The sequence below is a fragment of the Limnohabitans sp. Rim8 genome, from assembly GCF_945901735.1.
GTDB lineage: Bacteria > Pseudomonadota > Gammaproteobacteria > Burkholderiales > Burkholderiaceae_C > Limnohabitans_A.
The window spans coordinates 46131-69452 of record NZ_CAMDLM010000005.1 but is presented as its reverse complement, the minus strand read 5'-3'; the positions used below and the strand labels follow the sequence as shown (position 1 = coordinate 69452).

The window sequence follows — 23322 nt, the reverse complement described above, 5'->3', positions numbered from 1 at the left end:
TTTATTTCAAAGGTGAGACAGCCGTGGGCATGGCGATGGTCGAGACCATGTTCGTGGTCAGCTGCGCCGGGCCGCCTTTGGGTGGCCAGATGCCCTGGGCCACCGCTTCGCCACGGATCTGGCTGCGGGCGTTCAGGCTGTCGTAGGCCCAGATGTTGGTGAAACGCAGCGGGCCGTCGAGTGCCACCATCGCGATCACGCATGGCGAGAGCTTGTCGCGTGCGGGCACGTACTGTTCCCACAGGTCGATGGTGGGTTGCACGCCGCCTGTCTTGATGCCGTAAGTGCGGATTTCATAGACCGGGCCAGTGATGCCGGATTCGGCGCTGGGGCGCACGGGCTTCATCCAGGGAAAGCCTTTGTAGCTGTGCTGCTCCAGCGTTTGATAAATCTCGCCACATCCGAAGGGGTTGGTGCTTTGCTGGGTGCGATCGCGCTCGGCCTGCAAGGCGTCGAGCGTGGCAAAGCCGCGCAACACGATCATCTGGTTGAGCACGCCAATGTCGGTGAACCAGCAGCCCAGCAATTCGCCTTGCGCTTCGGGGGCTGTGGCAAAGGCCTGCACATTCGTGGCGGCTTGGCCAGCGGTACCAAAGGGCAGGGTCATGGTGGCGAGTTCGTAGAACATGGTGTGGGCTTTCGAGGTGTCGGTTGACGTTGTTGTGATCGGGTATTCGCAGGTGGCGGCTGGGTCGCAGCCAGCCGCGTGGTGCGCGGCAATGAAGCCAAAAGTCATGGCCGGGCCGAGTGTGATGCCGCCGGCCGGGTAGTGGCCGCCCATCATGCTGTTCAGGTCATTTCCCCCGGCATACAGACCTGCAATGGCCTGGCCTTGGGCGTTGGTGACTTGCGCGTGGTCGTTCACGCGCAAACCGGCAAAAGTGCCCAAGCTGCCCATGACGACTTTGACGGCATAAAAAGGGCCACGCTCGATGGGGCCCATGCAGGGGTTGCGCAGGCCGTGTCGTGTGGCGTTGATCGCATCACCCTGGATGCGGTTGTAGGGCGTTGCGCCTTTGCCAAAGTCACGGTCTTTGCCGTCCTGGGCCTGGGCGTTGTAGCGCTGCACGGTGGCTTTAAAGGCCTGAGCGTCGATGCCACAGGCCTGGGCCAGTTCAGCCAGAGACTGACCGCGAACCAGGTAACCATTGTTCAGCCAGGGGCCGAGCGGCATGGGGGCCGGTTTGACCGCGCCCAGGCCGTAGAAGCGGATGAAGTCGTGGTCGCAGACCAACCAGGCCACGGGTGGCTGACCAGTGGGTGTCGCGGCCAGCAGGTCCTGCATGAAGTCGTGGTACGAGTCGGCCTCGTTGGCAAAGCGCTGGCCTTGCGCCGTGACGGCAATCAGCCCGGGCTTGGCGCGCTCGATCAGGTGCGGAAAGTGCGCCACGCTGCCATCGGTACGGGGTACCAGTGATACCGGGGCCAGCGCAGCGGCTTGCACCAGATCGCCCGCCACCACACCGCCTGCGGATTCGCCGAGGCGCAGGCCGTCGCCCGTGTTGCCCCGGTTGCCTGCAGACCAGTGCTCATGGCCTGTGGGCGCGTGGGGCAGCAGTTGCTGCTTGCGGGCCGGGTCGTGCGGAAAGCCGCCTGTGGCCAGCACCACGCCGCAGCGGGCTTGGATGTTGACTTCTCCCTGAGGCATTTGAACCACGGCGCCCGTGACACGCGCTCCGTCTTGCAGCAAACGCACGGCTGGGCTGTTCACCCGGAGGTCCACCCCAAGGTCCAGTGCTGACTTGGCCAGTCCGCCAATCAAGGCATTGCCATTGACCAGTCGCGTGCCACGGCCGTGCACCAACAGGTCACGTCCGTGGCGCAGCAGCAGTTTGGTGACGTACCAGAACGAAGCTGGCTTGTGCAGCGCATTCAAAAAGTGGCGCAGCTCCGCACCCGAGGCGATGCCCATGCCCCACAGCGTGGTCTCGTGCAAAGGTGATTTGAGGTCGTGCAGGCGCTCGCCAAGTTGGCGAGCGTTAAACGGTGCGGCGCAGATCGAGCGGCCACCGGTGGCCGCATCGATGGTGTGGCCATGAAAGTCGGGGATGGTATTGCCGTCGATGAACTGCAGCGCAGTGTGGCGGCGGAAAAACTCGATCATGCGCGGAGCGTTGTTCAGGAAGGCGAGGGCCCGGGACTCGTCGAACTTGTCGCCCAGCTCACGGCGCAGGTACGACAGTGGTTTTTCAATGCGCTCCAGCAGACCCGCTTCGACGGCCAGGGGGTTTCGTGGCACCCACATCCAGCCGCCCGACCAGGCGGTGGTGCCGCCGTATTGCGGGTCTTTCTCGACCACGATGACTTTGAGGCCCAAGTGGGCCGCGGTCACGGCCGCAGACAGGGCGCCGGCCCCAGAGCCGATCACCAGCAAGTCGCAGGTGTTGTCAGGAGTGAAGCTCGAAGTCATTGGCGATCCGCTCGGCTCAGAGCGCGTAAATCGGCTTGCGCCCATCGGTGGGTGCTGCGTTGCCGACCTCAGCGGTCAGGCTGAAAAAGGGCGATGCACCGCTGGACGCGGCCAACTGTTGCGCGATGCTGATCAGCTCGGGCGCGAGGGCTTGCATTTTTTCGGGCGTGAAGCGCACCGTGGGGCCTGCAATCGTCAGCACGCCAAATGCGGGCTGACCGGCAAAGCGCACTGGCGTTGACATGGCCGACAAGCCAATGCTGTAGGTGTCGGTCGTCATGCTGTAGCCTCGCGCGCGGGTTTGGGTCACGGCGTCCATCACGGCTTGCAAGCTGGTCGGGGCAGCGGGGCCGAATTGTTCAGGTGAGCCCAAGCCTTGTTTGGCCACCAGCGCCAGGGCCGCGTCATCACTCAGCGTGGAGAGCAAGGCCCAACCTGACGACGAGCAGGACAGGCGGGCATCGCTGCCCATGTCGGGGTCGTAGCGCAGACCTTGGCGAGCACCTTGGGCACGGGCCACCCAAGTCAGGCGTTCGCCATCCACCACCGACAGGCGAACCAGCTCGCCCGAAACCTCGGCCAAGCGGTTGAGCAGCGGTTGTGCAATGTCCACGATGCCGCTGTTGCTGAGGTAGCTCAGCCCCATGGACACCAGCTTGGTGGTCAGCAGGTAGTCGCCGTGGCCGCGTGTCTGGCGCACATAGCCCAGGCGCACCAAGTCGGTCAGCAGGCGGTGCGTGCCGCTGCGGGGAATGTCGAGCTGATCGGCAATGGCGGCCAGCTCTAGGCCTTCGCCGTGTTGCGAGAGCAACTCGAGAATGCCCAGGGTTCTTTCGAGGACGCCGCTCATGTGTGTTTCCTTGATGTCCTGAAGGTGGGGCAGGTTTGACGTTGACCGTTGCGGGCCGCCTGCAGCAAGGCCAAAGTGGCTTGCAGGGTGCGCCAGCCGTCCAGGGTCGAGCAGATGGGCTGTTCTCGCCGCTCTGCCACAGCGCGGAAATGCCGCAGCTGTTGCAAGTACACGTCGATCTCGTGTACCCGGCTTTGCTCGCGCATCATTTCATAGTGCCAGTGGCGCTCGCCCTCGTAGCGCCACAGCGCCAGATCGGGCAGTGACAGCGAGCCTTGCGTGCCCGACAAAAAGTGCGACTGCACGTTTTGACGCGGGTATTGGCTTTGCTCGCCCGCACAAAAATCCCAGCACCAGGGAGACACTGCCGTGTCTGACACCGTCATCACGGCTTGCGTGCCAGATGCAAATTCGAACAAGGCCGAGCCGGTGTCTTCTACTTCAAAACCCCGCACGGCGCTGGACAGGCTGCCTTGAACCGCACGCACTTCGCCAAGCAGAAACACCAGCATGTCGATGTCGTGGATCAGGTTGATCAGCACCGGTCCCCCACCGGCTTGGCGACGCCAAGCCACATCAAAATATGCAGCGGGTTTATAAAAATTGGCCATCACGTTGGCACTGATCACTTGGCCCAAGCGACCGTCCGCAATGAGCTGACGTGCCCTTTGCAAGATCGGGTTGTGGCGGCGGTGGTGACCCACCAGCACCGGCACGCAGGTGTCTTGTTCGAGCTGGATCAGCCGCTCGGCGGCGGCCAGCGTGTCGGTCACCGGCTTTTCAATCAGCACCGCTGTGCCGCTTGCCATGCAGTCGGCCGCTACCTCCACATGCGTGGCGTTAGGGGTGGCGATCACCAGACCCTGGGGGCGGGTCGCTTCCAGCAAACGTTGGTGGTTTTGAAAAACCGGGATGTTCCGTTCGACGCACCATTGGCGACCAGCCTCACCTGGCTCGGCCACGCCCACCAGAGCGAACTCGGGTGTTTTCAGGATGCGCTCGATGTGCGTCCGGCCAATCACGCCAGCGCCAATCACGGCCAGAGGGAACTTTTGCATGGTGCTTTGCAGGGTGGCAAGGGGGTTCAATCGCGCAAGTATATTGATTTTCGGAAATAAATTCAAAAATGGAATTTAATTCCGTTTTTATGTATCATCGCGGCCATGAACACGAACAAACCTTTGACTCTGGACGGTGCTTCGCGCATCCATTTCATCGTGGGAGATCCGATTGCCCAAGTCAAATCGCCTGCGGGCGTGAGCCAGTCTTTTCAGGATGCGGGGCTGAACGCCTTGTGCATACCGGCCCATGTGGCTGCGGCCGATCTGGCCGCATGGGCGGCGGGTGTGTCCTTGTGCAAAAACGTGGACGGCATCATCGTCACGGTGCCGCACAAGTTCGCCTACTTTGATTTGTGCACCACCACCTCGGAGCGGGGTGCTTTTTTGAAATCCATCAACACATTGCGCCGCAATGCCGATGGCTCTTGGCATGGCGACATGTTTGATGGCCAAGCTTATGTGCAGGCTTTGGCTTTGAAAGGCCTCAAGCTGGCGGACCACAAAGCCTTGCTGGTGGGTGCAGGCGGTGCCGGTTCGGCCATCGCGTATGCCCTGGCCACAGGCGGTTTGCGCGAACTGGCCATCCATGACCAAGACACGGCGCGCCGCGATGCCTTGGTGCAGCGCCTGGCCTCGCTGGGTCAGTGCAGTGTGGTCGCAGGCAGCAGCGACCCGACAGGCTTTGACATCGCCATCAACGCCACGCCCATCGGCATGAAAGAGGGCGATCCGCACCCGATGGATGCTTCTAAGTTCAAGCCGCACATGTTTGTCGGTTGCGTGATCACCGCGCCCGCTGTGCCTCCGATGATTGCCGCAGCACGTGCGATGGGTTGCAACACCCTGACGGGTACAGAGATGTTTGCCCAAGTCAAAGGCCTGATGGTCGAATTTTTGATGGGGAAATGAGGTGCAAGTTTTAAAGAGCGGTCTGGAGGGCTTGCAAGACGGCACCGAGTTTGACTTGGTGGTTATCGGTGCCGGCGGCGCGGGCTTGTCGGCGGCGCTGTTTGCCGCCTTGGATGGCGCCAAAGTGCTGGTGGTCGAACGCACCGAATGGATCGGCGGCACCACCGCCTGGTCCGCTGGGACCACTTGGGTGCCGGGCACGCACCATGCGGCCCAAGTCAACCCAAACGACACCCTGGCCGATGTGACGACTTACCTGAACCATGCTGTGGGCACACAAGCGCCTGCGGCTTTGCGTGACGCCTTCCTGAAGAACGGTCCCGATGCGGTGGCCAAAATGGAAGCGCAGTCCTCGGTGAAGTTCCGGCCTTACCCCAAGCACCCGGACTACATCAGTGATTTGCCCGGCTCGACCTTGAACGGTCGCGCGCTGGAGCCGGTGCCGTTTGATGGCCGCTTGCTGGGGGACTTGTTCCCACTGTTGCGCCCACCCATCCCAGAATTTACCGTGCTGGGCGGCATGATGGTGGACCGCACTGACATCAACCATTTGCTGGCCATGACGAAGTCCTGGGCCTCGTTCAAGTATTCGGTTCGCATCGTGTTGCGCCATTTGGGTGACCGCCTGCGCCATGCGCGTGGCACCCGTCTGGTGATGGGCAATGCTTTGGTGGGGCGTTTGTTGCATTCCTTGTCTGAACACAAAAAGGTTACCCTCGCGCTGCAAACTTCGGTGGATTCGTTGGAGCGCGATGTAAGCGGCCGTGTGGTGGCCGTGTGTCTGGGCAGCGCCACCGGCAATGCCCGTGTGCTGGCCCAAAAAGGTGTGGTGTTGGCCAGTGGTGGCTTCAACCGCGACCCGGTTTTGCGCGCCCAGAAGTTGCCCGGTATTCCTGCCGGGTGGTGCCCAGGTGCGCCTGGCCACACCGGCGAGGCGTTGGCTTTGGCTCGCAGTTTGGGCGCTGTGGAGGGCCAGGGCGCACAAAGCCCTGCATTTTGGGCGCCAGTGTCTTTGCGCCAACGCGCGGATGGCAGCACTGCCGTGTTCCCGCACTTCGTGATGGACCGCGCCAAGCCCGGCATGATCACCGTCAACCAGGCGGGTGAGCGCTTTGTAAACGAAAGCACTTCCTACCACCTGTTTGCGCTGGGCATGCAGTCGGCCCAGCAAGCCATTCCCGCTTACTTGATCGCCGATGCCAAAGCCCTGCGCCAATATGGCATGGGCATGGTGCGACCGGGTGGCAAAGGCTTGGCACCTTTCTTGGCCGATGGTTACCTCACCGAAGGCAACAGCTTGCAAGAGTTGGCGGACAAGCTGAGTATTTCGGCAGACGGTTTGGCCCTATCGGTTGCCAACAATAATGCCTTTGCGCGAGTGGGGGTGGACACCCAGTTCCAGCGCGGCGTGACGGCCTACCAGCAGAACATTGGCGATGCCGCCGCCGGTGGCCTTAACGCCAACTTGGGCGAGATCAGCCAAGGCCCTTACTACGCCGTCAAGCTCTACCCTGGTGATATTGGAGCCGCGCAAGGCTTGCAGACCAATGAACATGCCCAGGTGCTCAATGCACAAGGCCAATCCATCGCCGGTTTGTATGCGGTGGGCAATGACATGAATTCCATCATGGGCGGTGTCTACCCAGCGCCCGGTATCACGATTGGCCCGGCATTGGTCTTTGCCAGCCTGGCCGTGAAAAATGCACTGGCAGACGCCTCATGAGCAAGAGCACGAAATGTCCTGTTCATGGCGTGAATCGTCGTGTCCCAGTGGCATGGGCATTGTCAAAATTTGACGGTTGCAAGTCCGCTGGATTGAGGCCTCTGAACAGATCAGCGTTTACCCTTGATGCGTTCGTTTGTCGAACGGTTTCTAATAGGTTAACCATACTTTTTAGGGTCTGCATGGATCAAGATATGGTTGGACCCTTTTAAAGTTCATTGACCTGAGGGTTCTGCAAAAGCGTGAAACCCATGAGTCCGGGTGATTGGACTTGAGTCTTTTTTATGAAACTTGATGGAGACAAAATGACCTTGAAGAAACGACAATTTCTGAGCGCTGCCTTGCTTGCTGTCACTGCGGTCACCGTGGGTGGTCAAGCCTTGGCACAAGCCTATCCCGCCCGTGATGTGACTGCAGTGATCCAGTGGGGCGCAGGTGGCGGTACCGACGTGGCCATGCGCGGTTATGCGCCCTATGCAGAAGAAGCACTGGGCCGAAAAATCGTGCTGCAAAACAAACCCGGTGCCGCTGGTGTGATTGGCGCAAACTTTGTGTTGCAACAGCCTGCAGATGGTTACACCCTTTTGATGGGTGCCGAGCCACAAGCGCTGTTCCGCGTGATGGGTGTGGCCGATTTTGATTACGACAAATTCACCCCGATCAACATCGCAGCCGTGGCCAACAGCATTTTGGTGGTGGCTCGTCCCAATGCGCCGTGGAACAGCATGCAGGATTTGATCAGCCATGTGCAGGCCAACCCCAACAAGGTCAAGCAGTACCTTGCTGGACAAGGTACGGTGCCTTTCACCATGAACGCCATGGTCACCACGTTGACCAAATTTGAAACCATCAAAGTACCTTTTGACGGAGAGGGTCCTGCGATTGCTGCCCTTCAAGGTGGGCACGTTGACATCGGATTCGTCGCTTCAGGCCCTGCCATCGAGCACATCAAGGCTGGTCGTCTGAAAGCGCTGGGTGTGGTGGACAGCAAGCCTTTTCAGGGTATTGCACCCGTGACAGATGCGCCGTCACTCAAGAACATCACCAAGTTCTTGCCTTGGGGCTCGTGGTACGGTGTCTTTGTGCGCAAAGAGACACCTGAAGATGTCAAAGCCAAATTGGTGGCAGCCTTCAAGAAGGCCGGTGACAACCCCAAGTACCGAGAAATGATGACCAGCCGTGGCACCACCATGCTGAACCTCAGCGGCACTGAGGCCGAGCAGTTCATCAAGCGGTTCCAGTCCACCACCGCGTGGTTGTACCAAGGTGCAGGTGCCGCCAAAGTGGATCCAGCGACCCTGGGCATTCCAAAGCCTTGATGCGGACAGGCACATTGGGCCCCTTTGTGTGGGCCTGATGTGCGGGCTTTGCCGAACCCGTAAAGGGTGCATTTTGTTTAGGAAATTTTTTTCATGCACACCAACCATCCACGATTGCCGGGTGAATTGACTTTCATGGCATTGATGGTGGCATTCAGTGCTTTCATGCTCTGGACGTCTTTCCATATTTCCAAATTCGATTCAATCTCGTCCCCAGGCGTCTTCCCGATGCTTTGCGCCGCATTGATGGTGGTGACGGGACTGTTGAGTGTGCGTCAAGCTTGGAAAGCATCGTCGAGTGCGCAGGCCAGCCAATCGGTGTTTCAGCAATTTGTCATTCAATTGGCACCCTTGAAGCTGGTTTTGTTCACGGCTCTGATCGTGGCGTACATGTTGGCGCTGGAGGTGACGGGGTTTCTGGTTTCATCCTACGTGTTTCTTCTGCTGTCGATGCAAGTTTTGGGAAGCAAGAAGATGGTTGTCAATTTGCTGGTCAGTGCCTTGGTTCTGATTTGTATTTTCATTGTTTTCCGAACGGCGTTTTCTGTGATTTTGCCAGCAGGTTCTTTCTTGGGACCCTTCACACCGGAGTGGTTGAAATGATGGAATCGTTGGGTTATTTCTTCATGTCCTGGCTGGACGTAAAAATGTTGCTGCTGACGGCAGCAGGAACTTTTGCAGGTATTTACATCGGTGCCATTCCGGGGCTGTCGGTCACCATGGCCGTGTCCATTTTGATTTCATTCACGTTCAAGTGGGACATCAACGAAGCGCTGGCACTGATTTCGGGTATTTATTTGGGCGGTGTGTATGGCGGATCGCGCAGTGCGATTTTGTTGAACATTCCAGGTGCCCCCGCTGCCATTGCCACAGGTTTGGATGGCTATCCCTTGGCCAAACGTGGCGAAGCTGGGCAGGCCATTGGTTTGACCACGGTGGTGTCGGTCTATGGAGGGTTCATTGGTATTTTGGCCCTGGCCATCGCAGCGCCTGCCGTGGCCGATTTGGCCTTGATGTTTGGTCCACGCGAATACCTTTTGTTGGCCTTGTGGGGCCTCTTGCTGGTGGGAACCTTGTCTGGCCAATCGCTGTCCAAGGGGATATTCTCCGGCGCATTGGGCGCCTTGATTGCCTGTGTGGGCCTGGACCCGATGACCGGTGAAAACCGCCTGACTTTTGGCAGCCTTCAGATGTCGGCGGGCATTTCTTATGTGGCCGCCATGATTGGTTTTTTTGGTGTGGCCGAGGTGATCGCGCAAATCCATCAGTTGGATTTGAAGCCGGTCAAGCAAAACGTGAGCAAAATCATCCCTTCATGGGGCTTGCTGAAAAAATACCTGCCATTGGCCACACGAACATCTGGGATTGGCGTAGTGGTGGGTGCTTTGCCTGGTGCGGGCGGTGATATTGCCGCTTTGATGGCCTACGACCATGCCAAACGCACGGTCAAAAATCCTTCACGTCCCTTTGGCGAAGGTGCATACGAAGGTCTTGTGGCACCTGAATCAGCAAACAATGCGGCTGTCGGTGGTGCTTATATTCCGATGATGACACTGGGTATCCCGGGAGATGCCGTGACTGCTGTGATCATTGGCGCGCTCTACATTCATGGCCTCAAACCCGGTCCGATGCTGATGATCGAGACCCCTCACTTGTTCTGGTTTGTGGTGGGATCGCTCACTTTGGCGAATATTTTCTTGCTGATCTTTGGCCTCACTGGTATCAAGATTTTTGCCAAGATTGTGGAGACCCCCAAGCCCGTTTTGTTGCCCTTGATTTTGGTCTTGTCGGCGGTGGGGGCCTATGCCATCAACAACAACCCGGTCGATGTTTACTGGATGTTGGGCTTCGGTGTGTTGGGTTACTTCCTGAAGATGTACGGCTTCCAAGTGGGTCCCGTGGTTCTTGGCATGATTTTGGGCCCGATGATGGACCGCAGTTACCGCCAGGCCATGATGGCCACCAACAACGATGGGTGGTTGTTTGTCACCGAGTTTTTCACAACGCCCCTTTCTGCGGTCATCTTGGCGGCAGTTGTGTTCACCGTGGTCAGCCAAACGCAATGGTGGAAGCGTCTTCGCGGACTGAACTGATCTTTCTGCAGACTTGTCTTGCAAGGACCAGCCAATGACTTGAAGACCGTCATACCGCAGCGTTCACCCATTTCGGTGGCACTCAGGCGCGGGTGAGCAGCTTCACTGGCCTCAGTGATGAGAAGACCTTTTTCCAGATCCGCAAGCCAATCACGCGACTCCAATGGTTATGACGCAACGGTCATTCAGGGTCAGGCCTTTGGACGCTTGACCAGCAGCGCCACCAACTCAGGCACCAGCGCATTCGGGTCGCCTTCCTTGCAAGCGGTCTCCAGCGTATTTTTAACCGCTTGAGCCACGGTGTGGTCGGCCTGCGTGTCGATGGCCATCTGGTTGTAATAGCTCAAGTCTTTCAGCGCGTTGCTCATCGAAAAGCGCAGGCCCGAGGTGTCGCCAGACGTCAAAGTGGGCTTGAGGCGGTCGAGCGCGGCGCCCCAGCCCCCGCCTTTGGACAGCACTTCTACAAAGGTGTGGGCGTCCACGCCCGCAAGTTGCGCGCAGGCTGCGGCTTCGGCCAGCAAGGTCACGGCGCCCAGCGACACGTAGTTGTGCAAGAGCTTCATGCGGTGGCCTGAGCCAATCGGGCCGGTGTGCACGATGTTTTCGGCAAAACAGGCCAGGATGGGTTTGCAGCTTTCAAACAAGGCTGCATCGCCACCCACCAGCAAGTTCAAACGGCCTTCGGCGGCCTCTTTGGGGGTGCGCGTCATGGGTGAATCAAGAAACTGCCCGCCCTGGGCGATGACCAAGGCCGCGACTTTTTCGGTGGAGGCGGGCACGGCAGTGGAGCAGTCGATGACGATGGTGCCCGGGCGCATGCCCTTTAAGACACCGTCTTCGCCCAGCAACACCGCCTCAACCTGTGGCGTGCCGGTCACGCACAAGATGATCACATCTGACTTTGCGGCGAGGGCCTGGGGCGTGGTGCAGGTGCGTGCGCCTGCGGCCAGCAGGGCGTCCAGCGGTTGGTTGCCAGGGTGAATCAGCAGCGTCAGGCTTTGCTCATGCTTGAGCAAGTTGCTCGCGATGCCATGGCCCATCATGCCAATGCCGATCATGCCGATTGTTTTCATGCTTGCTCCAAGTGATTGCTTGCAAGTATGAAATGTACCAAGCGCCAGTCCTGTCACCTCTGACGCTTCGGGTGTTTCGCTTTTGAGCGTTTCACATCTGGGCCAGCAGACCGCCATCAATGGCCAGCGTCTGGCCATTCACATACCCCGCTGCGGGGGACACCAGAAACAAGACCACAGGGGCGATGTCTTCTGGCGTGGCCCAACGCGCTTGTGGCACTTCTTGGCGCAAGAAATCCTCAAAACCTTCGCGCTGCTGCAGACCCGCTGTGAATTCGGTTCGAACAAAGCCAGGCGCAATCGCATTGGCCGTGATGCCGCTGGCGCCGTACTCCACCGCGATGGCGCGGGCCATGGCCCCCAAGGCGGCCTTGGCTGTGGAGTAAGCGCCAATGAGCGGCATGGTGGACTGGCCCGAAACCGATGAGGTCATGACGACCCGGCCAAACCCCCGTGTGCACATGCCGGGCAAAAACACGCGAGAACAGTTGAACGCACCGCCCACATGCACGTCCTGGATCTGTTGCCACTCTTGCCGGCTCATCTCCACCAGGGCTTTGCGATTTTGGTTGCCTGCATTGTTCACCAGGATGTCGACCGACCAGCCCGCGGTGTCCAGCGCTTGCGCTGCAGTATGAACAGCAGTCATATCAGCGACATCAAAGCAGGCTGCACGCGCCTCAATGCCTTGTGCTTGCAGAGTGTGCACGGCATCGTCTGCGGCTTGCGCGTGCAGGTCATTGATCAGCACGCGCGCTCCTGCATGCCCAAGTGCCGTGCCGATGGCCAAGCCAATGCCTCTGGCCGAGCCGGTGATCAAAGCGGTCCGACCTTGCAGGCCAAACGATTGCGAGAGATAAGTTGGATTCATGTCAATCTTTCGTGGGTGGTTTGCCGGGGCGTCCCGGGATCATGGTCAGCATGTGGTCGGCAACACCACCATCGACCACCAGGTTTTGACCATTGACGTAGCTTGCGCCCGCGCTGATCAGGTAATGCACGGCTTGCCCAATGTCATCGGGCCGACCGATGCGTCCCATGGGCACCAGGGCTTCGCGCCGCGCTTTGGTGTCCGCGTCTTGGTAGACCGCCTCGGTCAGCGGGGTTCGGACCATGCCCGGACATACCGTATTGGTTCGAATGCCATCTGGCCCCCACTCTTGCGCCAATTGACGACAAAGCATGATGAGTGCTGCTTTGGCCGGCGAGTAAGCGCCATAGCCCGGATGCGGATGCAAGCCCGACATGGAAGCAATGGCGGTGATGCTGCCGCTTGAGCGCTTGAGCGACGGGTATGCCGCTTGTGCCATCAGGAACACCGAGCGGGTGTTGAGGTTGAAGGTCAAGTCCCATTGCTCGACCGACAATTCGGCCAATTTGCCAGGCCCTGATGCGCCCGCCACGCAGACCAAGGCGTCCAGATCGCCATGGACCATCAGGGCCTCTTGCACCATACGCCTTGCATCTTCGGGGCGGGTCACATCGCCCACCACGCCATTTGCCTGCACGCCCATGTCACGCAGGGCCTCAAGCAAGGCCGACAGGCGTTCGCCGTTTTGTGTGCTGGCCACAGTCAGCTTCAGTTCTTGTGTCGTCTGCGAGGCCAGCACCTCGCAGATGCCTCGGCCAATTCCCCCAGTCGCGCCCGTTACTAAAATATGCATGTCTGATCTCGAGTAAAAAAGCCGCCTAGGCCCAAGCACATCACGATGAGCCATGCGCCGTAGACCAGCCCGTTGAATAAATTGATCGTCAACATCTGGGTTGTCTCCTTTTTAATCTTCTTCAAGGGGGCCAAGTGCCGTCTCGGGCGCACCCAAGGCGGTCCAGCCACCGTCCACCGGCAACACCGCACCGGTGATGTAGCTGGCAAGGGGTGAGGCCAAAAAGGCGATCACTTGGGCAATTTCTTCGGGGGCGGCCATGCGCCCCATGGGGGTTCGGCGTGCAATCGCCTGGGCATCGATGGCGCCGCGATCGACCAGGCTGGCCACCAAGGCGGTTTTCACATAACCGGGTGCCACGGCGTTCACGCGTATGCCACGGCGCGCCCATTCGCTGGCCAGAGCCCGGGTCATGCCGAGCACGCCGGCCTTGGCCGCGCAGTAAGCATTGCGACCGGGAATGCCGCCAAAGCTGGCGATGGAGCCAATGTTCACGATGGCGCCCCGGTTGCCGCGAGCATCACGCGGCTGCTGGGTCATCTGCGCGATCACTTGTTGGGACATGAGAAACACACCCCGCAAATGCACCGACAACACCTTGTCAAAAGCGACGATGTCTTGCTGCAAAGTCGGCGCAGTTTGGTCGGCGATCCCGGCGTTGTTGACCAGTCCATCGATGCGGCCATGGCGTGACACCACATCGCTCACCCGCGTTTGCACCGCGTCCGCATCGGTCACATCGCAGGACCAGCCCGAGTGCTGGGCACCCAGGGCCTGCGCACGTTCAAGCGCGAGCGCACCGTTCAAATCGAACAAGGCCACGGTCCATCCCGCATGGGCCAGTTGCTGTGCCGTGGCCCAGCCAATGCCATCGGCCGCGCCGGTGACAACGGCCACAGGTGCACCGCTCATGCTGCGCTCCCTACCGGCTTGATGAGCGTGTTCATTTCAGGCACCTACCTTGTCCGCGATGTGGTTGGCCGTCACATAGGCAAACACCATGTTGGGGCCGTGTGTGATGCCTGCGGCCGGGTAGTTGCCGCCCATGATGCTGGCACGGTCATTGCCGACGGCGTACAGACCAGGGATCACCGAGCCATCGCTTTTCTTGACTTCACCCACCACGCTGGTCTGGATGCCATCGAAGCTGCCGAGGTCGCCCATCATCAGTTTGACCGCATAGAACGGACCTCTTTCAACCGGTGCCACACAGGGGTTGGGTTGGTGGTTGGGGTCGGCCAGATAGCGGTTGAAGGCGGTGGTGCCGCGGGCGTGTTGTTCGTCCACACCTTTGACGGCACCGGTGTTGTATTCGTGCACGGTGGCTTCCAGGCCGGCCGCATCGATGCCGGTGACCTGCGCCAGATCGGCCAATGTCTTGCCCTCAAAGAGGTAACCATTGCGGATGTATTTGCCAAAAGGCATGGGCGCGGGTTTGACGAAGCCCAACCCGTACTTGCCCAAGGTGGTCTTGTCACAGACCAGCCACATCACGGTTTCCTTTTGACCCTTGCAGGCCTTGATCATGGCCACGCCCACATCGTGGTACGAGTTCGATTCATTCGTGAAACGCTTGCCGTTGCGCAGCACGCCAATCACGCCGGGTTTATAGCGGTCCAGCAAGTGGGGAAAGACACCAAATTCGCCGTTTCCAAATGGCACTTTGGACACTGGCATCCAGGCGGCTGCATCCTTCAAGCGCAAGTCCACATCGGCACCGGCGGTCTCGGCCATGCGCACGCCATCGCCTGTGTTGGTTTCGGGGGTAGGGGAGAGGTGTTCCCCGCCACTTTGCAGGTGCGGATAAGCCTTGGCGATGCGTTGTACGTCTTGCGGAAAGCCACCGCAAGCGAGTACCACGCCACGGCGTGCGCGGATTTCGCGGTCACCCCCTTCGCCGCCGACCAGCATGCCGACCACTTGGCCGTTCTCGGTCAAAACTCGCTTGGCCGGTGTCGAGGTCAGGATGGGAATGCCCAAGTCCAGCGTTGATTTGGCCAGGCGCGCTGCCAGCGCATTGCCGCTGGTCACGTTGATGGCGCGTTGGTACAGCGCCAGTTCCTTGATGTGATTGACCAGGCGTTTGGCCACATACAAAAAGGACGTCAGTGACTTCGTGAACTGGAAAAAATGCTTGAGATCCGCATTGGAGGAATTGAACATCATGCCGATGAAGGTGATGGTCTTGAGCGGGGGCTTCAAGCGCGGCATGTCTTTGCCCAGACCTCGGATGTCATAGGCCTGCGCCAGGATCGAGCGACCAATGGCAGCGCCGCCTGGCACGTCGGGGTGGTAGTCCGGGTAGAGCGTCGGAATAAATTTCATCTCGGTCTCGCGCTCGAAAAAGTCCACCATCTTCGGACCTTGATCCATGAAAGCGGCGACAGCCGCTTCGTCGTAGTAAGTGCCGGTCTCTTGCATCATGTAAGTCCGCACGGCATCCAACGTGTCTTGTGGGTTTTGCTTGCGGCCATGCGCGTTCAGGGGGATCCAGAGCACGCCACCCGACAGGGCGGTGGTGCCGCCGAACACGGGTTCTTTTTCGATGACCAGCACATCCAGGCCACGTTTTTTGGCTGTGATCGCGCAAGACAAACCTGCGGCTCCAGAGCCCACCACCAACAAATCACAATCGAAATGGCTTGTCATCTTTGTCTCCTCAAGCGGTTTGGTTGTAGCCAGGACGCGGCACCATGTCCATCAACATGCAGGACATGCCGCCATCGACCAACAGTTCGGCGCCATTGACATAGCCCGAGCGTGGGCTGGCCAGAAACATCGCCACATCGGCGATGTCTTGCGGCTCGCCGATGCGGCGGCTGGCTGTGACGGCTGAACGCTTGGCTTCAAAGCCAGGCTCTTCGTAAAACTTGGCCGACAAAGCGGTGCGGATCATGCCGGGGCAAATCGCGTTGCTGCGCACGCCTTGCGGGCCCCATTCGACGGCCATCTGACGTGACATCAGCAGCACGCCGGCCTTGCTGGCGCTGTAGGCACCGCTGTGGCTTTGCGGGAACAGGCCCGAGATGGACGCCACGTTGACGATGCAGCCTTCACCGGCAGCACGCATGGCCTCACCGAAGGCGCGGGCGCACAGCAGGTAGCCAGTCAGGTTGACCGCCAGCACTTCATTCCACTCGTCCAGGCTCACATCGGCCAAACCGCCAGAACGCAGCAGTCCCGCGTTGTTGATCAGCGCATAGGCGGTGCCCCATGTGGACAGGACTTTTTCTGCGGCGGCCTGCACGCTGGCCGCATCGCTGATGTCACAGGTCACGGCCAAGGTCTTCGCGCCTTTCGCTTGCAGCTGATCTTGCATGCGCCTCAAGCCCTGTGCATCGCGATCAAGCAGCACCACGCGCGCGCCCACTTGCGTCAAACGCTCGGCGACCGATGCGCCGATGCCGCTGGCGGCGCCGGTGACCACACACACGCGGTCGTCCAACTCAAGCCAGCTTTTGTCTCCACTCATGGTCATGTCCTTGATCCTGTTTCCTACTAAACATTGTTGGAATAAGAGGCAAAAATAATTTTGACGATTCGATCGAATAACAGGACAATTCGTGCGAATTGGAGCGCAAAAATGGTGGTTTCTAGGGTAATCCCGAATTACGATTTGTATGGCGATTCGAGCCGCCATGAAGATTCGGCTGCTTTTAATTTCGAATGGATTCCGCAGCGTTCGACCTTGTACAACTGGCTGATCCATCCCCATCGACACGATTCGTTCATCCAGGTGCTTTACCTCACAGAGGGGCATGTGGATGTACAGATTGAGCATGTTCAGCAAACACTGCATGCGCCCTGCGTGATGTTGATCCCGGCAGGTCATGTGCACGGGTTCCGGTTTTCTCAGGACACCAATGGCCCGGTGGTCACGGCCATGCAAAAGGCGCTGGAATCGGCGGCGGCGTTGATGATGCCGCCCTTGCTGGACACCATACGCACCCCGCGTTTGCTCTCCTTGCAGTCGGAGATGCGCTACATCGACCAGCTCATGCCCTTGTTTTTGGCGCTGGAGCAAGAGTCGCACACACCGGCTGAAGGTCAGGTGGCTGCAGGCACGTCTTTGTTGTTGGCCCTGATGGTGCAAGTGCACCGCATTTGCAAATTGTCAGATCAGTCGGGCACCCAAACCCACTACAGTATCTCGCGCAAGGCGCGGCAAATCGAAAAATTCCGCAGCTTGATCGACAAAAATTTCCGCTCCGAGCATTCCTTGCAAACCTATGCCAACCAGGTCGGCGTGACGGTGGGGCAACTCTCGCGCCTGTGTCGTGAGGTCTTGGGCAAATCGAGCCTGCAGGTCATGAATGACCGCTTGATTCAGGAAGCGCAACGCGAACTGGTCTACACCGCTTTGCCCATCAAACAACTGGCCTCCGAACTCGGCTTTGAGGACGACGCTTACTTCAGCCGTTTCTTTCGCAAGCACATCGGCATGACCCCCAAGGCTTACCGTGCCAAGTCTTTGGCGCAAATGGGCATTGATGTTAAGACGCATTTCTGAGCACCTTCGCCAAAGTGATCTGTGAGTTCGCAGTTGCTGCACATGCGGCGTACTGATTTGACGTCTCGAATGGAACTGGCCAACCGTATTTTTTTCAAGTTGTATCAATGCGCCAATATGTTGCACAAAACGGGCAGCAGGGCGGTGCAGGACGAAGGACTGACCACGCAGCAGTGGGCGGTGCTGGGGGCCTTGTCTCGACCCGAGGCGGCGCAAGGCATGGGGGTGGGCGAACTGGCTCGCTACTTGATGGTCAGCCGACAAAACCTCTCAGGCCTGATCACACGGATGACGCGCGACGGGCACATTGAGATGAGCACTGATATTCGACCGCGGTGTTGAGCAACTCCACCACCAGCACCGCAACGACCACGCCAACCAGCAAGACCACCTCCACCCAGCTTTGGCCCAGCCACCAAGCGCCCGGCAAAATCAGAATCGCCAATATCGCCTCTTGCCGAAACGCGGGCTCGAGCCATCCGGCCCGCAAACCTTCAAGCGAATAAAAAAACGCGTGCCAGACACGGGACAGGCCCTGGCGTTTGGGCTCTACGGAGGTGTGGTCGTTCATGTGTGGGGCAGGATCGGGTTGGGACTTGTAGCGTAAAGGCGTGATGTTAACGGGGCCTTAGCTGGGGTGATCACACTGGCCTGCGCCTTGTTCCTTTTGATCAAACTCGGAAAAGCGCTGCTGCGCTGGTGTGGCGTGCGGCGCATGTGAAATGGGTTGGATAAGATATCGCCATGAAAAACCGCCAAATCGCCTCCTTTTCCGTCAGCGCCATCGGCTTGGGCTGCATGAACCTCAGCCACGCTTATGGCGCGCCCGTTTCAGCCCAACAGGGCGAACGTGTGTTATTGACTGCCTTCGACCAGGGTGTGAACTTTTTCGACACGGCCGCCTTGTATGGTTTTGGCGCCAACGAGACGCTGGTAGGCAGAGTCATGAAACCACATCGCCAGAAGTTCACGCTGGCCAGCAAATGCGGCATGCAAGGCGTGGAACAAAGCGACGGCAGCAAGGTGAAGGTGATCGATGGTCGCCCCGAGACGATCAAGAAGACCTGTGAGGATTCCTTGCGCCGTTTGCAGACCGAGGTGATCGACCTGTATTACCTGCACCGTTGGGACAAAAAAGTACCCATCGAAGACAGCGTGGGCGCATTGAGTGACTTGGTGCGCCAGGGCAAGATTCAGGCCATTGGCTTATCCGAGGTGTCGGCCAGCACGCTGCGCAAAGCCCACGCGGTGCACCCGATTGCCGCGGTGCAAACCGAGTATTCGCTGTGGACACGAAACCCCGAGATCGCGGTGCTGCAGGCCTGCCGAGAACTGGGCGCGGCCTTTGTGGCCTTCAGCCCGGTGGCACGTGGGTTTTTGTGCGGTGCGCCGCTGGATGTGGCCAGGTTTGACCCCAAAGACATCCGCCGTGGCATGCCGCGCTTCACCCCCGAGAACTACGCCGCCAATTTGAAGCTCTTGCCCGCCTACCACGCGCTCGCGCAAGAGGCGGGCTGCAGCCCTTCGCAGCTGGCCTTGGCATGGTTGCTTCACCAAGGCGAACACATCGTCCCTATCCCCGGCACCACCTCGGTGGATCACCTGTTGGACGATCTGGCGGCGGTGGATGTGAAACTGGATGCGAACTTGCTGGCCCGCCTGGATGCCCTGATCAACCACAACACGGTGGCCGGTAACCGCTACAGCGCCCAGTCCAACAGCGAGGTGGACACCGAGGTGTTTGGTTGATCAGGCGTCTGGCTGTGCCATGGGCGCGGCCTTTTTGAACGCCTCCAACTCGCCGCAAGCCTTGTCGATGGCGCTGATCAAGGGCCAGCGGTTCATGTCCACCTTGAAGCGGCGGGCGCTTTCCACTTGTGGAATCAAGTACAGGTCGGCCAGGGTGGGCGTGTCGCCAAAGCTGAAACGGCCGCGTGTTTTGTCGGCACCAATCAAGGCTTCGTAGGCGTCAAAGCCTTCACTCATCCAGTGGCCGCACCAAGCGTTGATCGCGTCTTCGTTGGCCCCAAACTGCTTGCGCAGGGTTTGCAAAATTCGGCGATTGTTGATGGGGTGAACGTCGCAGCCCACGATGGCCGCGAGTGCGCGCACATGGGCACGTTCGTCAGCGCCTAAGGGCAGCAGGGCGGGTTTGGGATACTTTTCTTCGAGCCATTCGATGATGGCGGGTGACTGGATCATGACCTTGTCGCCGGTGTCCAGGGCGGGCACCAGTTGCTGGGGGTTGACCGCTTTGAAAGTGTCGTTTTGTTGTTCATCGACCCGCAGGTCCACCGCCACGTACTCGGTGGCGATGCCTTTGAGGTTCAGGGCAATGCGCAGGCGATGGCTGGTGCCGCTGCGGAAAAAGTTATAGAGCTTCATGGTGAGGTCCTGTTCACGGGCGGGCAAACGTCAGAAAAAAAGCGTCTGTGGGAGATTGCATTATTCCGCAGCGCCGATGGTGAGCGCCAGTTCGGCCACGCCTTCCACAAGGCCAGTGATTTTGTCGCCAGGCACCACGGCCCCCACGCCTTCGGGCGTGCCGGTGTAAATCAAATCGCCGGGCTGCAGGTGGTAGTAGGTCGACAGGTCGGCGATGATCTCGCGGATGTTCCAGATCAGCTTGTCCACGTTGGACGACTGCTTGGTGACGCCGTTGACTTCCAAAGCAATCGCGCCGTTCTCGATCACCACGCCGGGCATGGGCACGATCTCGGAGCACACCGAGCCTTGCTCGATGTCTTTGCCCGTGTCCCAAGGGCGGCCTTTGTCGCGCGCCACCAGCTGCAGGTCACGGCGCGTCATGTCCAGGCCTGCGGCGAAGCCATAAACCAGCTCATGCGCGTTGGCTTCGCTCACGCGAAAACCCACTTTGCCAATGGCCAGAACCAGTTCCATCTCGAAGTGGTAATTGTTCGTGCGGGGTGGGTAGGCGACCACGGCAGCAGAGTCCAGGCCGCTTTCCACCAGGGTCTGGGGCGACTTGGTGAAGTAGAAAGCCTGCTCAACGCTCTTGTCCACGGGGCGGCCCATCTCGACGGCGTGTGCATGGTAATTGCGGCCCACGCAGAAGATGCGGTTCACGGGGAAACGTTCTGGATGGCCACGGACGGGCAGGGAGGGAACGGCGGGCGGGGTAAAAAGGTAAGTGGTCATGGGTTAGTGATGTGTGTGTGCAGATGTGTGTGGTGTAGTAGCGGTTTCTGACCGCGATGGATTGTTCGCGGCCTGCGATCGCTCCTACAGAGAGGTGGTTCAACCGCGGTTTTCGTAGACGCCGAGCTTGCGGTGCAAGGGCGATTCGTCGGCGATGAAGAGGAAGGCTGGCTGATCTGCTTGAAGGTTCTTCAGCGTCACGGCCTCATAACCCGGCGCGCAGCAGGTGTCGGCTTCGGCCAGGGTGAAGGTGCTGGCCACGATCTGCGCTTGCACCGCGCCTTCGATGACGTGGAACACCTGGGCGGGTGAGCGTGCTGGCAATCGCAGGGTCTGGCCGGGGCGCAGCATCAGGGCGTAAAAGCCCAAGATGTTTTCGGCGTCACCACCGGTTTCGGGGTTGGTGTAGGTCACTTGCACCTGCTCCAAATTCACACTGTCAGCCGCCAGCGATTCGAGCGCGGCTTTGGCGTCTTGCCAGGCGTAGCGCAGCATGGGGTAGGCCTTTTTGCTGCGGTCAAACACATGGCTGGGCACCACACCGCCTCGGGCGTATTGCTTGTCGCTGCGGCCAGGCTGCGCCGTTTGGCGCTCGCCGTTGATGTGGTAGCTGGCCTCCATGTAATAGACCAGGGGCAAGTCCAGCACATCGAGCCAGATGACGGGGTCGGTGCCGTCGTGGCCGTGTTCGTGCCACAGCCCGGTGGGCGTCAGGATCAAATCGCCCCGGCTCATGGGGCATTTCTCACCGTCCACCGTGGTCCATGCGCCTTCGCCTTCCACCACCATGCGCACCGCGTTGGGCGTGTGGCGGTGGCTGGGCGCCCACTCGCCGGGCATCAGCAGTTGCATGCCCAAGTACATGGCCGCTGAGGCCTGCATTTTGTCCAGACCGTGGCCGGGGTTGGCCAGCACCAGCACGCGGCGCTCGGCTTTTTCAATCGGGGTCAGCTCGCCCGCCTTGAGCAGCAGGGGCTTGATGTCTTTGTAGGCCCAGCAGGTGGGCTGGGTCTGGCGCGTGGGCACCTTGGGCGGCAGCACACCGCGCAGGCTGGGCCACAGCGGTACCAGGTTCACATTGCGCAGGTCCTGCACATAGTCTGGGGGCAAGTCTTCGATTCGTCCGAGATCGTTCATGTTGTGTCTCCTGTTTAAGCGTTGTGTTGCGCCGCATTGAGGCAGTTGCCCACGTTCCAGCCGTACAGCCATGCCATCGCATCATAAAAGCGCTCGGGGCTGCGGCCGCGCCACAGGTCATTGCGCACCAGACGCTCGACCCCTTTGGCGTGGTAGATGCGGCCCATTTCGCGGCTCGACAGCACGATGCGGGCGGTGCGGGCGACGCGGGCGCGCTGGTACATGTCCAGCGCTTGAGTCCAATCGTTGCTGTGCACGCGCAGCGCTTCGCCCAAAGTGACAGCGTCTTCCATCGCCATGCAAGCGCCTTGGGCCATGTATTGGGTGGTGGGGTGGGCGGCGTCGCCCAGCAAGGTGACGCGGCCAAAAGTCCATTGGCCAATCGGTTCGCGGTCGGCCGTGGCCCAGCGCTTCCAGGTTTTGGGCAGGTCGATCAGCTGGCGGGCTTTGGGGCAAATGCCCTGGAAGTAGCTTTGCACTTCTTCTTTGCTGCCGTCTTTGACGCCCCACTCTTCTTGCTCGCGGCTGTGGAAAGTCACGACCACGTTGTACTGCTCACCGCCACGCAGTGGGTAGTGCACCAGGTGGCAATTGGGGCCCACCCAGATGGCGGCGGCGTTCCATTGCAGGTCGGCTGGAAAGTCTTTTTTGTCCACCACGGCGCGGTACACCACATGGCCGGTGACACGGGCCGGGTCCGCCACAAATTGTTCACGCACCACCGACTTGACGCCATCGGCCCCGATCAAGGCGCAGCCCTGGAAGGCCTTGCCGTTTTGGTCCCACACCGTCACGCTGCTGTCGTTTTGTTCGATGCGCTCGACTCGGGTGCTGGTGTGAAATTGCACTTGCCCGGTTTCTTGCGCGGCCTCGAGCAAGGACAAATGCACATCGGCGCGGTGGATCACGGCGTAGGGGTTGCCGAAACGCTCGCGGAATTTTTCGTCGGTGGGGATCTTGCCGACTTGGTACTCGTCGATCGCGTCGTGCATCACCATGAAGTCGGTGTAGACCGCACGGCCACGGGCTTTGTCGCCGACGCCCAAAGCGTCAAACGCATGAAACCCGTTGGGACCGATTTGGATGCCTGCCCCGATTTCGCCGATCTCGGGGGCTTGTTCCAGTACGGTGACCTGAAAGCCTTGACGCACCAGCGCCAATGCGGCTGCCAGACCACCAATGCCGCCACCGGCAACGATGACGGGAAGGGGGTTGTGCGAGGGGCTCATGGTTGTTCCTTGTGTGGGTACAGACGAAGAGAAAAGAGTCATTCGATAAGTATACTTATCAAATCCCAAGTCGGACAGTCTGCATTTGGGATCCATTCCCTCCCTGTCATTGCGACTAAAATTAACCGACCGCCCGGTTGGTTAACGCATTGGCAGCACAAGGGCTTGCCATGGCACCGGGTTTT

Annotated in this window: 20 protein-coding genes and 2 pseudogenes; 8 read left to right on the top strand and 14 right to left on the bottom strand. The window is 59.6% G+C overall.

The window, feature by feature from the left end; translation table 11 throughout:
* Position 1 precedes the first annotated feature (1 nt).
* From Q0O99_RS03940 to Q0O99_RS03930, 3 genes are read right to left on the bottom strand one after another with little or no spacing between them, the layout of a single operon-like run.
* A complete protein-coding gene (locus Q0O99_RS03940) occupies positions 2-2410 on the bottom strand; it encodes an FAD-dependent oxidoreductase (protein ID WP_293748763.1) in 2409 nt (802 codons plus the stop codon).
* Between the two features lie 16 nt (positions 2411-2426).
* The gene (locus tag Q0O99_RS03935) at positions 2427-3260 is read right to left on the bottom strand and encodes an IclR family transcriptional regulator (RefSeq protein ID WP_293748761.1); all 834 of its coding nucleotides are present in this window, start codon (positions 3258-3260) and stop codon (positions 2427-2429) included.
* A complete protein-coding gene (locus Q0O99_RS03930; protein ID WP_293748759.1) occupies positions 3257-4318 on the bottom strand; it encodes a Gfo/Idh/MocA family oxidoreductase in 1062 nt (353 codons plus the stop codon). The genes Q0O99_RS03935 and Q0O99_RS03930 overlap by 4 nt, the downstream gene beginning before the upstream one ends.
* A 105-nt stretch (positions 4319-4423) precedes the next feature.
* On the opposite strand from Q0O99_RS03930, the gene Q0O99_RS03925 reads away from it, so the two are divergent.
* The 5 genes from Q0O99_RS03925 to Q0O99_RS03905 all read left to right on the top strand — a co-directional run bounded on the left by Q0O99_RS03925 (position 4424) and on the right by Q0O99_RS03905 (position 10365).
* Positions 4424-5230 (top strand): shikimate dehydrogenase, encoded by an 807-nt coding sequence (locus Q0O99_RS03925; RefSeq protein WP_293748757.1) that lies wholly within the window; start codon positions 4424-4426, stop codon positions 5228-5230.
* A gap of 1 nt (position 5231) precedes the next feature.
* Entirely contained in the window at positions 5232-6953 is a 1722-nt protein-coding gene (locus Q0O99_RS03920) for an FAD-dependent oxidoreductase (protein WP_293748755.1), read from the top strand.
* A gap of 305 nt (positions 6954-7258) precedes the next feature.
* A complete protein-coding gene (locus Q0O99_RS03915) occupies positions 7259-8272 on the top strand; it encodes a tripartite tricarboxylate transporter substrate binding protein (RefSeq protein WP_293748753.1) in 1014 nt (337 codons plus the stop codon).
* A 135-nt stretch (positions 8273-8407) separates the two neighbouring features.
* Complete coding sequence (locus Q0O99_RS03910; RefSeq protein ID WP_293748751.1) at positions 8408-8875, top strand: tripartite tricarboxylate transporter TctB family protein; 468 nt, start codon at positions 8408-8410, stop codon at positions 8873-8875.
* On the top strand, positions 8872-10365 hold the full coding sequence (locus Q0O99_RS03905; RefSeq protein ID WP_293748749.1) for a tripartite tricarboxylate transporter permease: 1494 nt from the start codon (positions 8872-8874) through the stop codon (positions 10363-10365). Before Q0O99_RS03910 ends, Q0O99_RS03905 begins: the two co-directional genes overlap by 4 nt.
* A gap of 191 nt (positions 10366-10556) precedes the next feature.
* Here Q0O99_RS03905 and Q0O99_RS03900 read toward each other — a convergent pair whose 3' ends face one another.
* The 6 genes from Q0O99_RS03900 to Q0O99_RS03875 form a co-directional block, all read right to left on the bottom strand.
* On the bottom strand, positions 10557-11438 hold the full coding sequence (locus Q0O99_RS03900; protein WP_293748747.1) for an NAD(P)-dependent oxidoreductase: 882 nt from the start codon (positions 11436-11438) through the stop codon (positions 10557-10559).
* A gap of 91 nt (positions 11439-11529) precedes the next feature.
* Positions 11530-12309 carry an SDR family NAD(P)-dependent oxidoreductase gene (locus Q0O99_RS03895; RefSeq protein WP_293748745.1) on the bottom strand — a complete coding sequence of 260 codons (780 nt, stop codon included), beginning with the start codon at positions 12307-12309 and terminating at the stop codon, positions 11530-11532.
* Position 12310: 1 nt separating this feature from the next.
* Entirely contained in the window at positions 12311-13102 is a 792-nt protein-coding gene (locus Q0O99_RS03890; protein WP_293748743.1) for an SDR family NAD(P)-dependent oxidoreductase, read from the bottom strand.
* Positions 13103-13213: 111 nt separating this feature from the next.
* A complete protein-coding gene (locus Q0O99_RS03885) occupies positions 13214-14014 on the bottom strand; it encodes an SDR family NAD(P)-dependent oxidoreductase (RefSeq protein ID WP_293748741.1) in 801 nt (266 codons plus the stop codon).
* A 36-nt stretch (positions 14015-14050) separates the two neighbouring features.
* Positions 14051-15751: an FAD-dependent oxidoreductase gene (locus tag Q0O99_RS03880; protein WP_293748739.1), complete on the bottom strand. Its 1701-nt coding sequence runs from the start codon at positions 15749-15751 to the stop codon at positions 14051-14053.
* Between the two features lie 10 nt (positions 15752-15761).
* The gene (locus Q0O99_RS03875) at positions 15762-16580 is read right to left on the bottom strand and encodes an SDR family NAD(P)-dependent oxidoreductase (RefSeq protein WP_293748737.1); all 819 of its coding nucleotides are present in this window, start codon (positions 16578-16580) and stop codon (positions 15762-15764) included.
* Between the two features lie 105 nt (positions 16581-16685).
* On the opposite strand from Q0O99_RS03875, the gene Q0O99_RS03870 reads away from it, so the two are divergent.
* Together Q0O99_RS03870 and Q0O99_RS03865 are read left to right on the top strand one after the other, a co-directional pair.
* Entirely contained in the window at positions 16686-17612 is a 927-nt protein-coding gene (locus tag Q0O99_RS03870) for a helix-turn-helix domain-containing protein (protein ID WP_293748735.1), read from the top strand.
* 42 nt (positions 17613-17654) lie between these two features.
* Positions 17655-17930 (top strand): annotated as a pseudogene (locus tag Q0O99_RS03865) (MarR family winged helix-turn-helix transcriptional regulator); the annotation flags it as partial.
* Between the two features lie 7 nt (positions 17931-17937).
* Here Q0O99_RS03865 and Q0O99_RS03860 read toward each other — a convergent pair.
* Positions 17938-18183: pseudogene (locus Q0O99_RS03860) on the bottom strand (diacylglycerol kinase); the annotation flags it as partial.
* A 173-nt stretch (positions 18184-18356) separates the two neighbouring features.
* On the opposite strand from Q0O99_RS03860, the gene Q0O99_RS03855 reads away from it, so the two are divergent.
* Positions 18357-19361 carry an aldo/keto reductase gene (locus Q0O99_RS03855; RefSeq protein ID WP_293748733.1) on the top strand — a complete coding sequence of 335 codons (1005 nt, stop codon included), beginning with the start codon at positions 18357-18359 and terminating at the stop codon, positions 19359-19361.
* Here Q0O99_RS03855 and maiA read toward each other — a convergent pair whose 3' ends face one another.
* From maiA to Q0O99_RS03835, 4 genes are all read right to left on the bottom strand, one after another.
* Positions 19362-19997: a maleylacetoacetate isomerase gene (gene maiA, locus Q0O99_RS03850; RefSeq protein WP_293748731.1), complete on the bottom strand. Its 636-nt coding sequence runs from the start codon at positions 19995-19997 to the stop codon at positions 19362-19364.
* Between the two features lie 60 nt (positions 19998-20057).
* Entirely contained in the window at positions 20058-20771 is a 714-nt protein-coding gene (locus Q0O99_RS03845) for a fumarylacetoacetate hydrolase family protein (RefSeq protein ID WP_293748729.1), read from the bottom strand.
* Positions 20772-20870: 99 nt separating this feature from the next.
* On the bottom strand, positions 20871-21908 hold the full coding sequence (locus Q0O99_RS03840) for a cupin domain-containing protein (protein ID WP_293748727.1): 1038 nt from the start codon (positions 21906-21908) through the stop codon (positions 20871-20873).
* A gap of 14 nt (positions 21909-21922) precedes the next feature.
* A complete protein-coding gene (locus Q0O99_RS03835) occupies positions 21923-23137 on the bottom strand; it encodes a 3-hydroxybenzoate 6-monooxygenase (RefSeq protein WP_293748725.1) in 1215 nt (404 codons plus the stop codon).
* Positions 23138-23322 lie beyond the last annotated feature (185 nt).

What these genes read in the sequence shown, in the direction of transcription:
- Q0O99_RS03905 (WP_293748749.1), top strand. Translation starts at nt 8,872, where the DNA reads ATGATGGAATCGTTGGGTTATTTCTTCATGTCCTGGCTGGACGTAAAA.
- Q0O99_RS03840 (WP_293748727.1), bottom strand. Translation starts at nt 21,908, where the DNA reads ATGAACGATCTCGGACGAATCGAAGACTTGCCCCCAGACTATGTGCAG.
- Q0O99_RS03880 (WP_293748739.1), bottom strand. Translation starts at nt 15,751, where the DNA reads ATGACAAGCCATTTCGATTGTGATTTGTTGGTGGTGGGCTCTGGAGCC.
- Q0O99_RS03845 (WP_293748729.1), bottom strand. Translation starts at nt 20,771, where the DNA reads ATGACCACTTACCTTTTTACCCCGCCCGCCGTTCCCTCCCTGCCCGTC.
- Q0O99_RS03930 (WP_293748759.1), bottom strand. Translation starts at nt 4,318, where the DNA reads ATGCAAAAGTTCCCTCTGGCCGTGATTGGCGCTGGCGTGATTGGCCGG.
- Q0O99_RS03910 (WP_293748751.1), top strand. Translation starts at nt 8,408, where the DNA reads ATGGCATTGATGGTGGCATTCAGTGCTTTCATGCTCTGGACGTCTTTC.
- maiA (WP_293748731.1), bottom strand. Translation starts at nt 19,997, where the DNA reads ATGAAGCTCTATAACTTTTTCCGCAGCGGCACCAGCCATCGCCTGCGC.
- Q0O99_RS03835 (WP_293748725.1), bottom strand. Translation starts at nt 23,137, where the DNA reads ATGAGCCCCTCGCACAACCCCCTTCCCGTCATCGTTGCCGGTGGCGGC.
- Q0O99_RS03875 (WP_293748737.1), bottom strand. Translation starts at nt 16,580, where the DNA reads ATGACCATGAGTGGAGACAAAAGCTGGCTTGAGTTGGACGACCGCGTG.
- Q0O99_RS03900 (WP_293748747.1), bottom strand. Translation starts at nt 11,438, where the DNA reads ATGAAAACAATCGGCATGATCGGCATTGGCATGATGGGCCATGGCATC.
- Q0O99_RS03940 (WP_293748763.1), bottom strand. Translation starts at nt 2,410, where the DNA reads ATGACTTCGAGCTTCACTCCTGACAACACCTGCGACTTGCTGGTGATC.
- Q0O99_RS03895 (WP_293748745.1), bottom strand. Translation starts at nt 12,309, where the DNA reads ATGAATCCAACTTATCTCTCGCAATCGTTTGGCCTGCAAGGTCGGACC.
- Q0O99_RS03855 (WP_293748733.1), top strand. Translation starts at nt 18,357, where the DNA reads ATGAAAAACCGCCAAATCGCCTCCTTTTCCGTCAGCGCCATCGGCTTG.
- Q0O99_RS03870 (WP_293748735.1), top strand. Translation starts at nt 16,686, where the DNA reads ATGGTGGTTTCTAGGGTAATCCCGAATTACGATTTGTATGGCGATTCG.
- Q0O99_RS03915 (WP_293748753.1), top strand. Translation starts at nt 7,259, where the DNA reads ATGACCTTGAAGAAACGACAATTTCTGAGCGCTGCCTTGCTTGCTGTC.
- Q0O99_RS03885 (WP_293748741.1), bottom strand. Translation starts at nt 14,014, where the DNA reads ATGAGCGGTGCACCTGTGGCCGTTGTCACCGGCGCGGCCGATGGCATT.
- Q0O99_RS03890 (WP_293748743.1), bottom strand. Translation starts at nt 13,102, where the DNA reads ATGCATATTTTAGTAACGGGCGCGACTGGGGGAATTGGCCGAGGCATC.
- Q0O99_RS03935 (WP_293748761.1), bottom strand. Translation starts at nt 3,260, where the DNA reads ATGAGCGGCGTCCTCGAAAGAACCCTGGGCATTCTCGAGTTGCTCTCG.
- Q0O99_RS03925 (WP_293748757.1), top strand. Translation starts at nt 4,424, where the DNA reads ATGAACACGAACAAACCTTTGACTCTGGACGGTGCTTCGCGCATCCAT.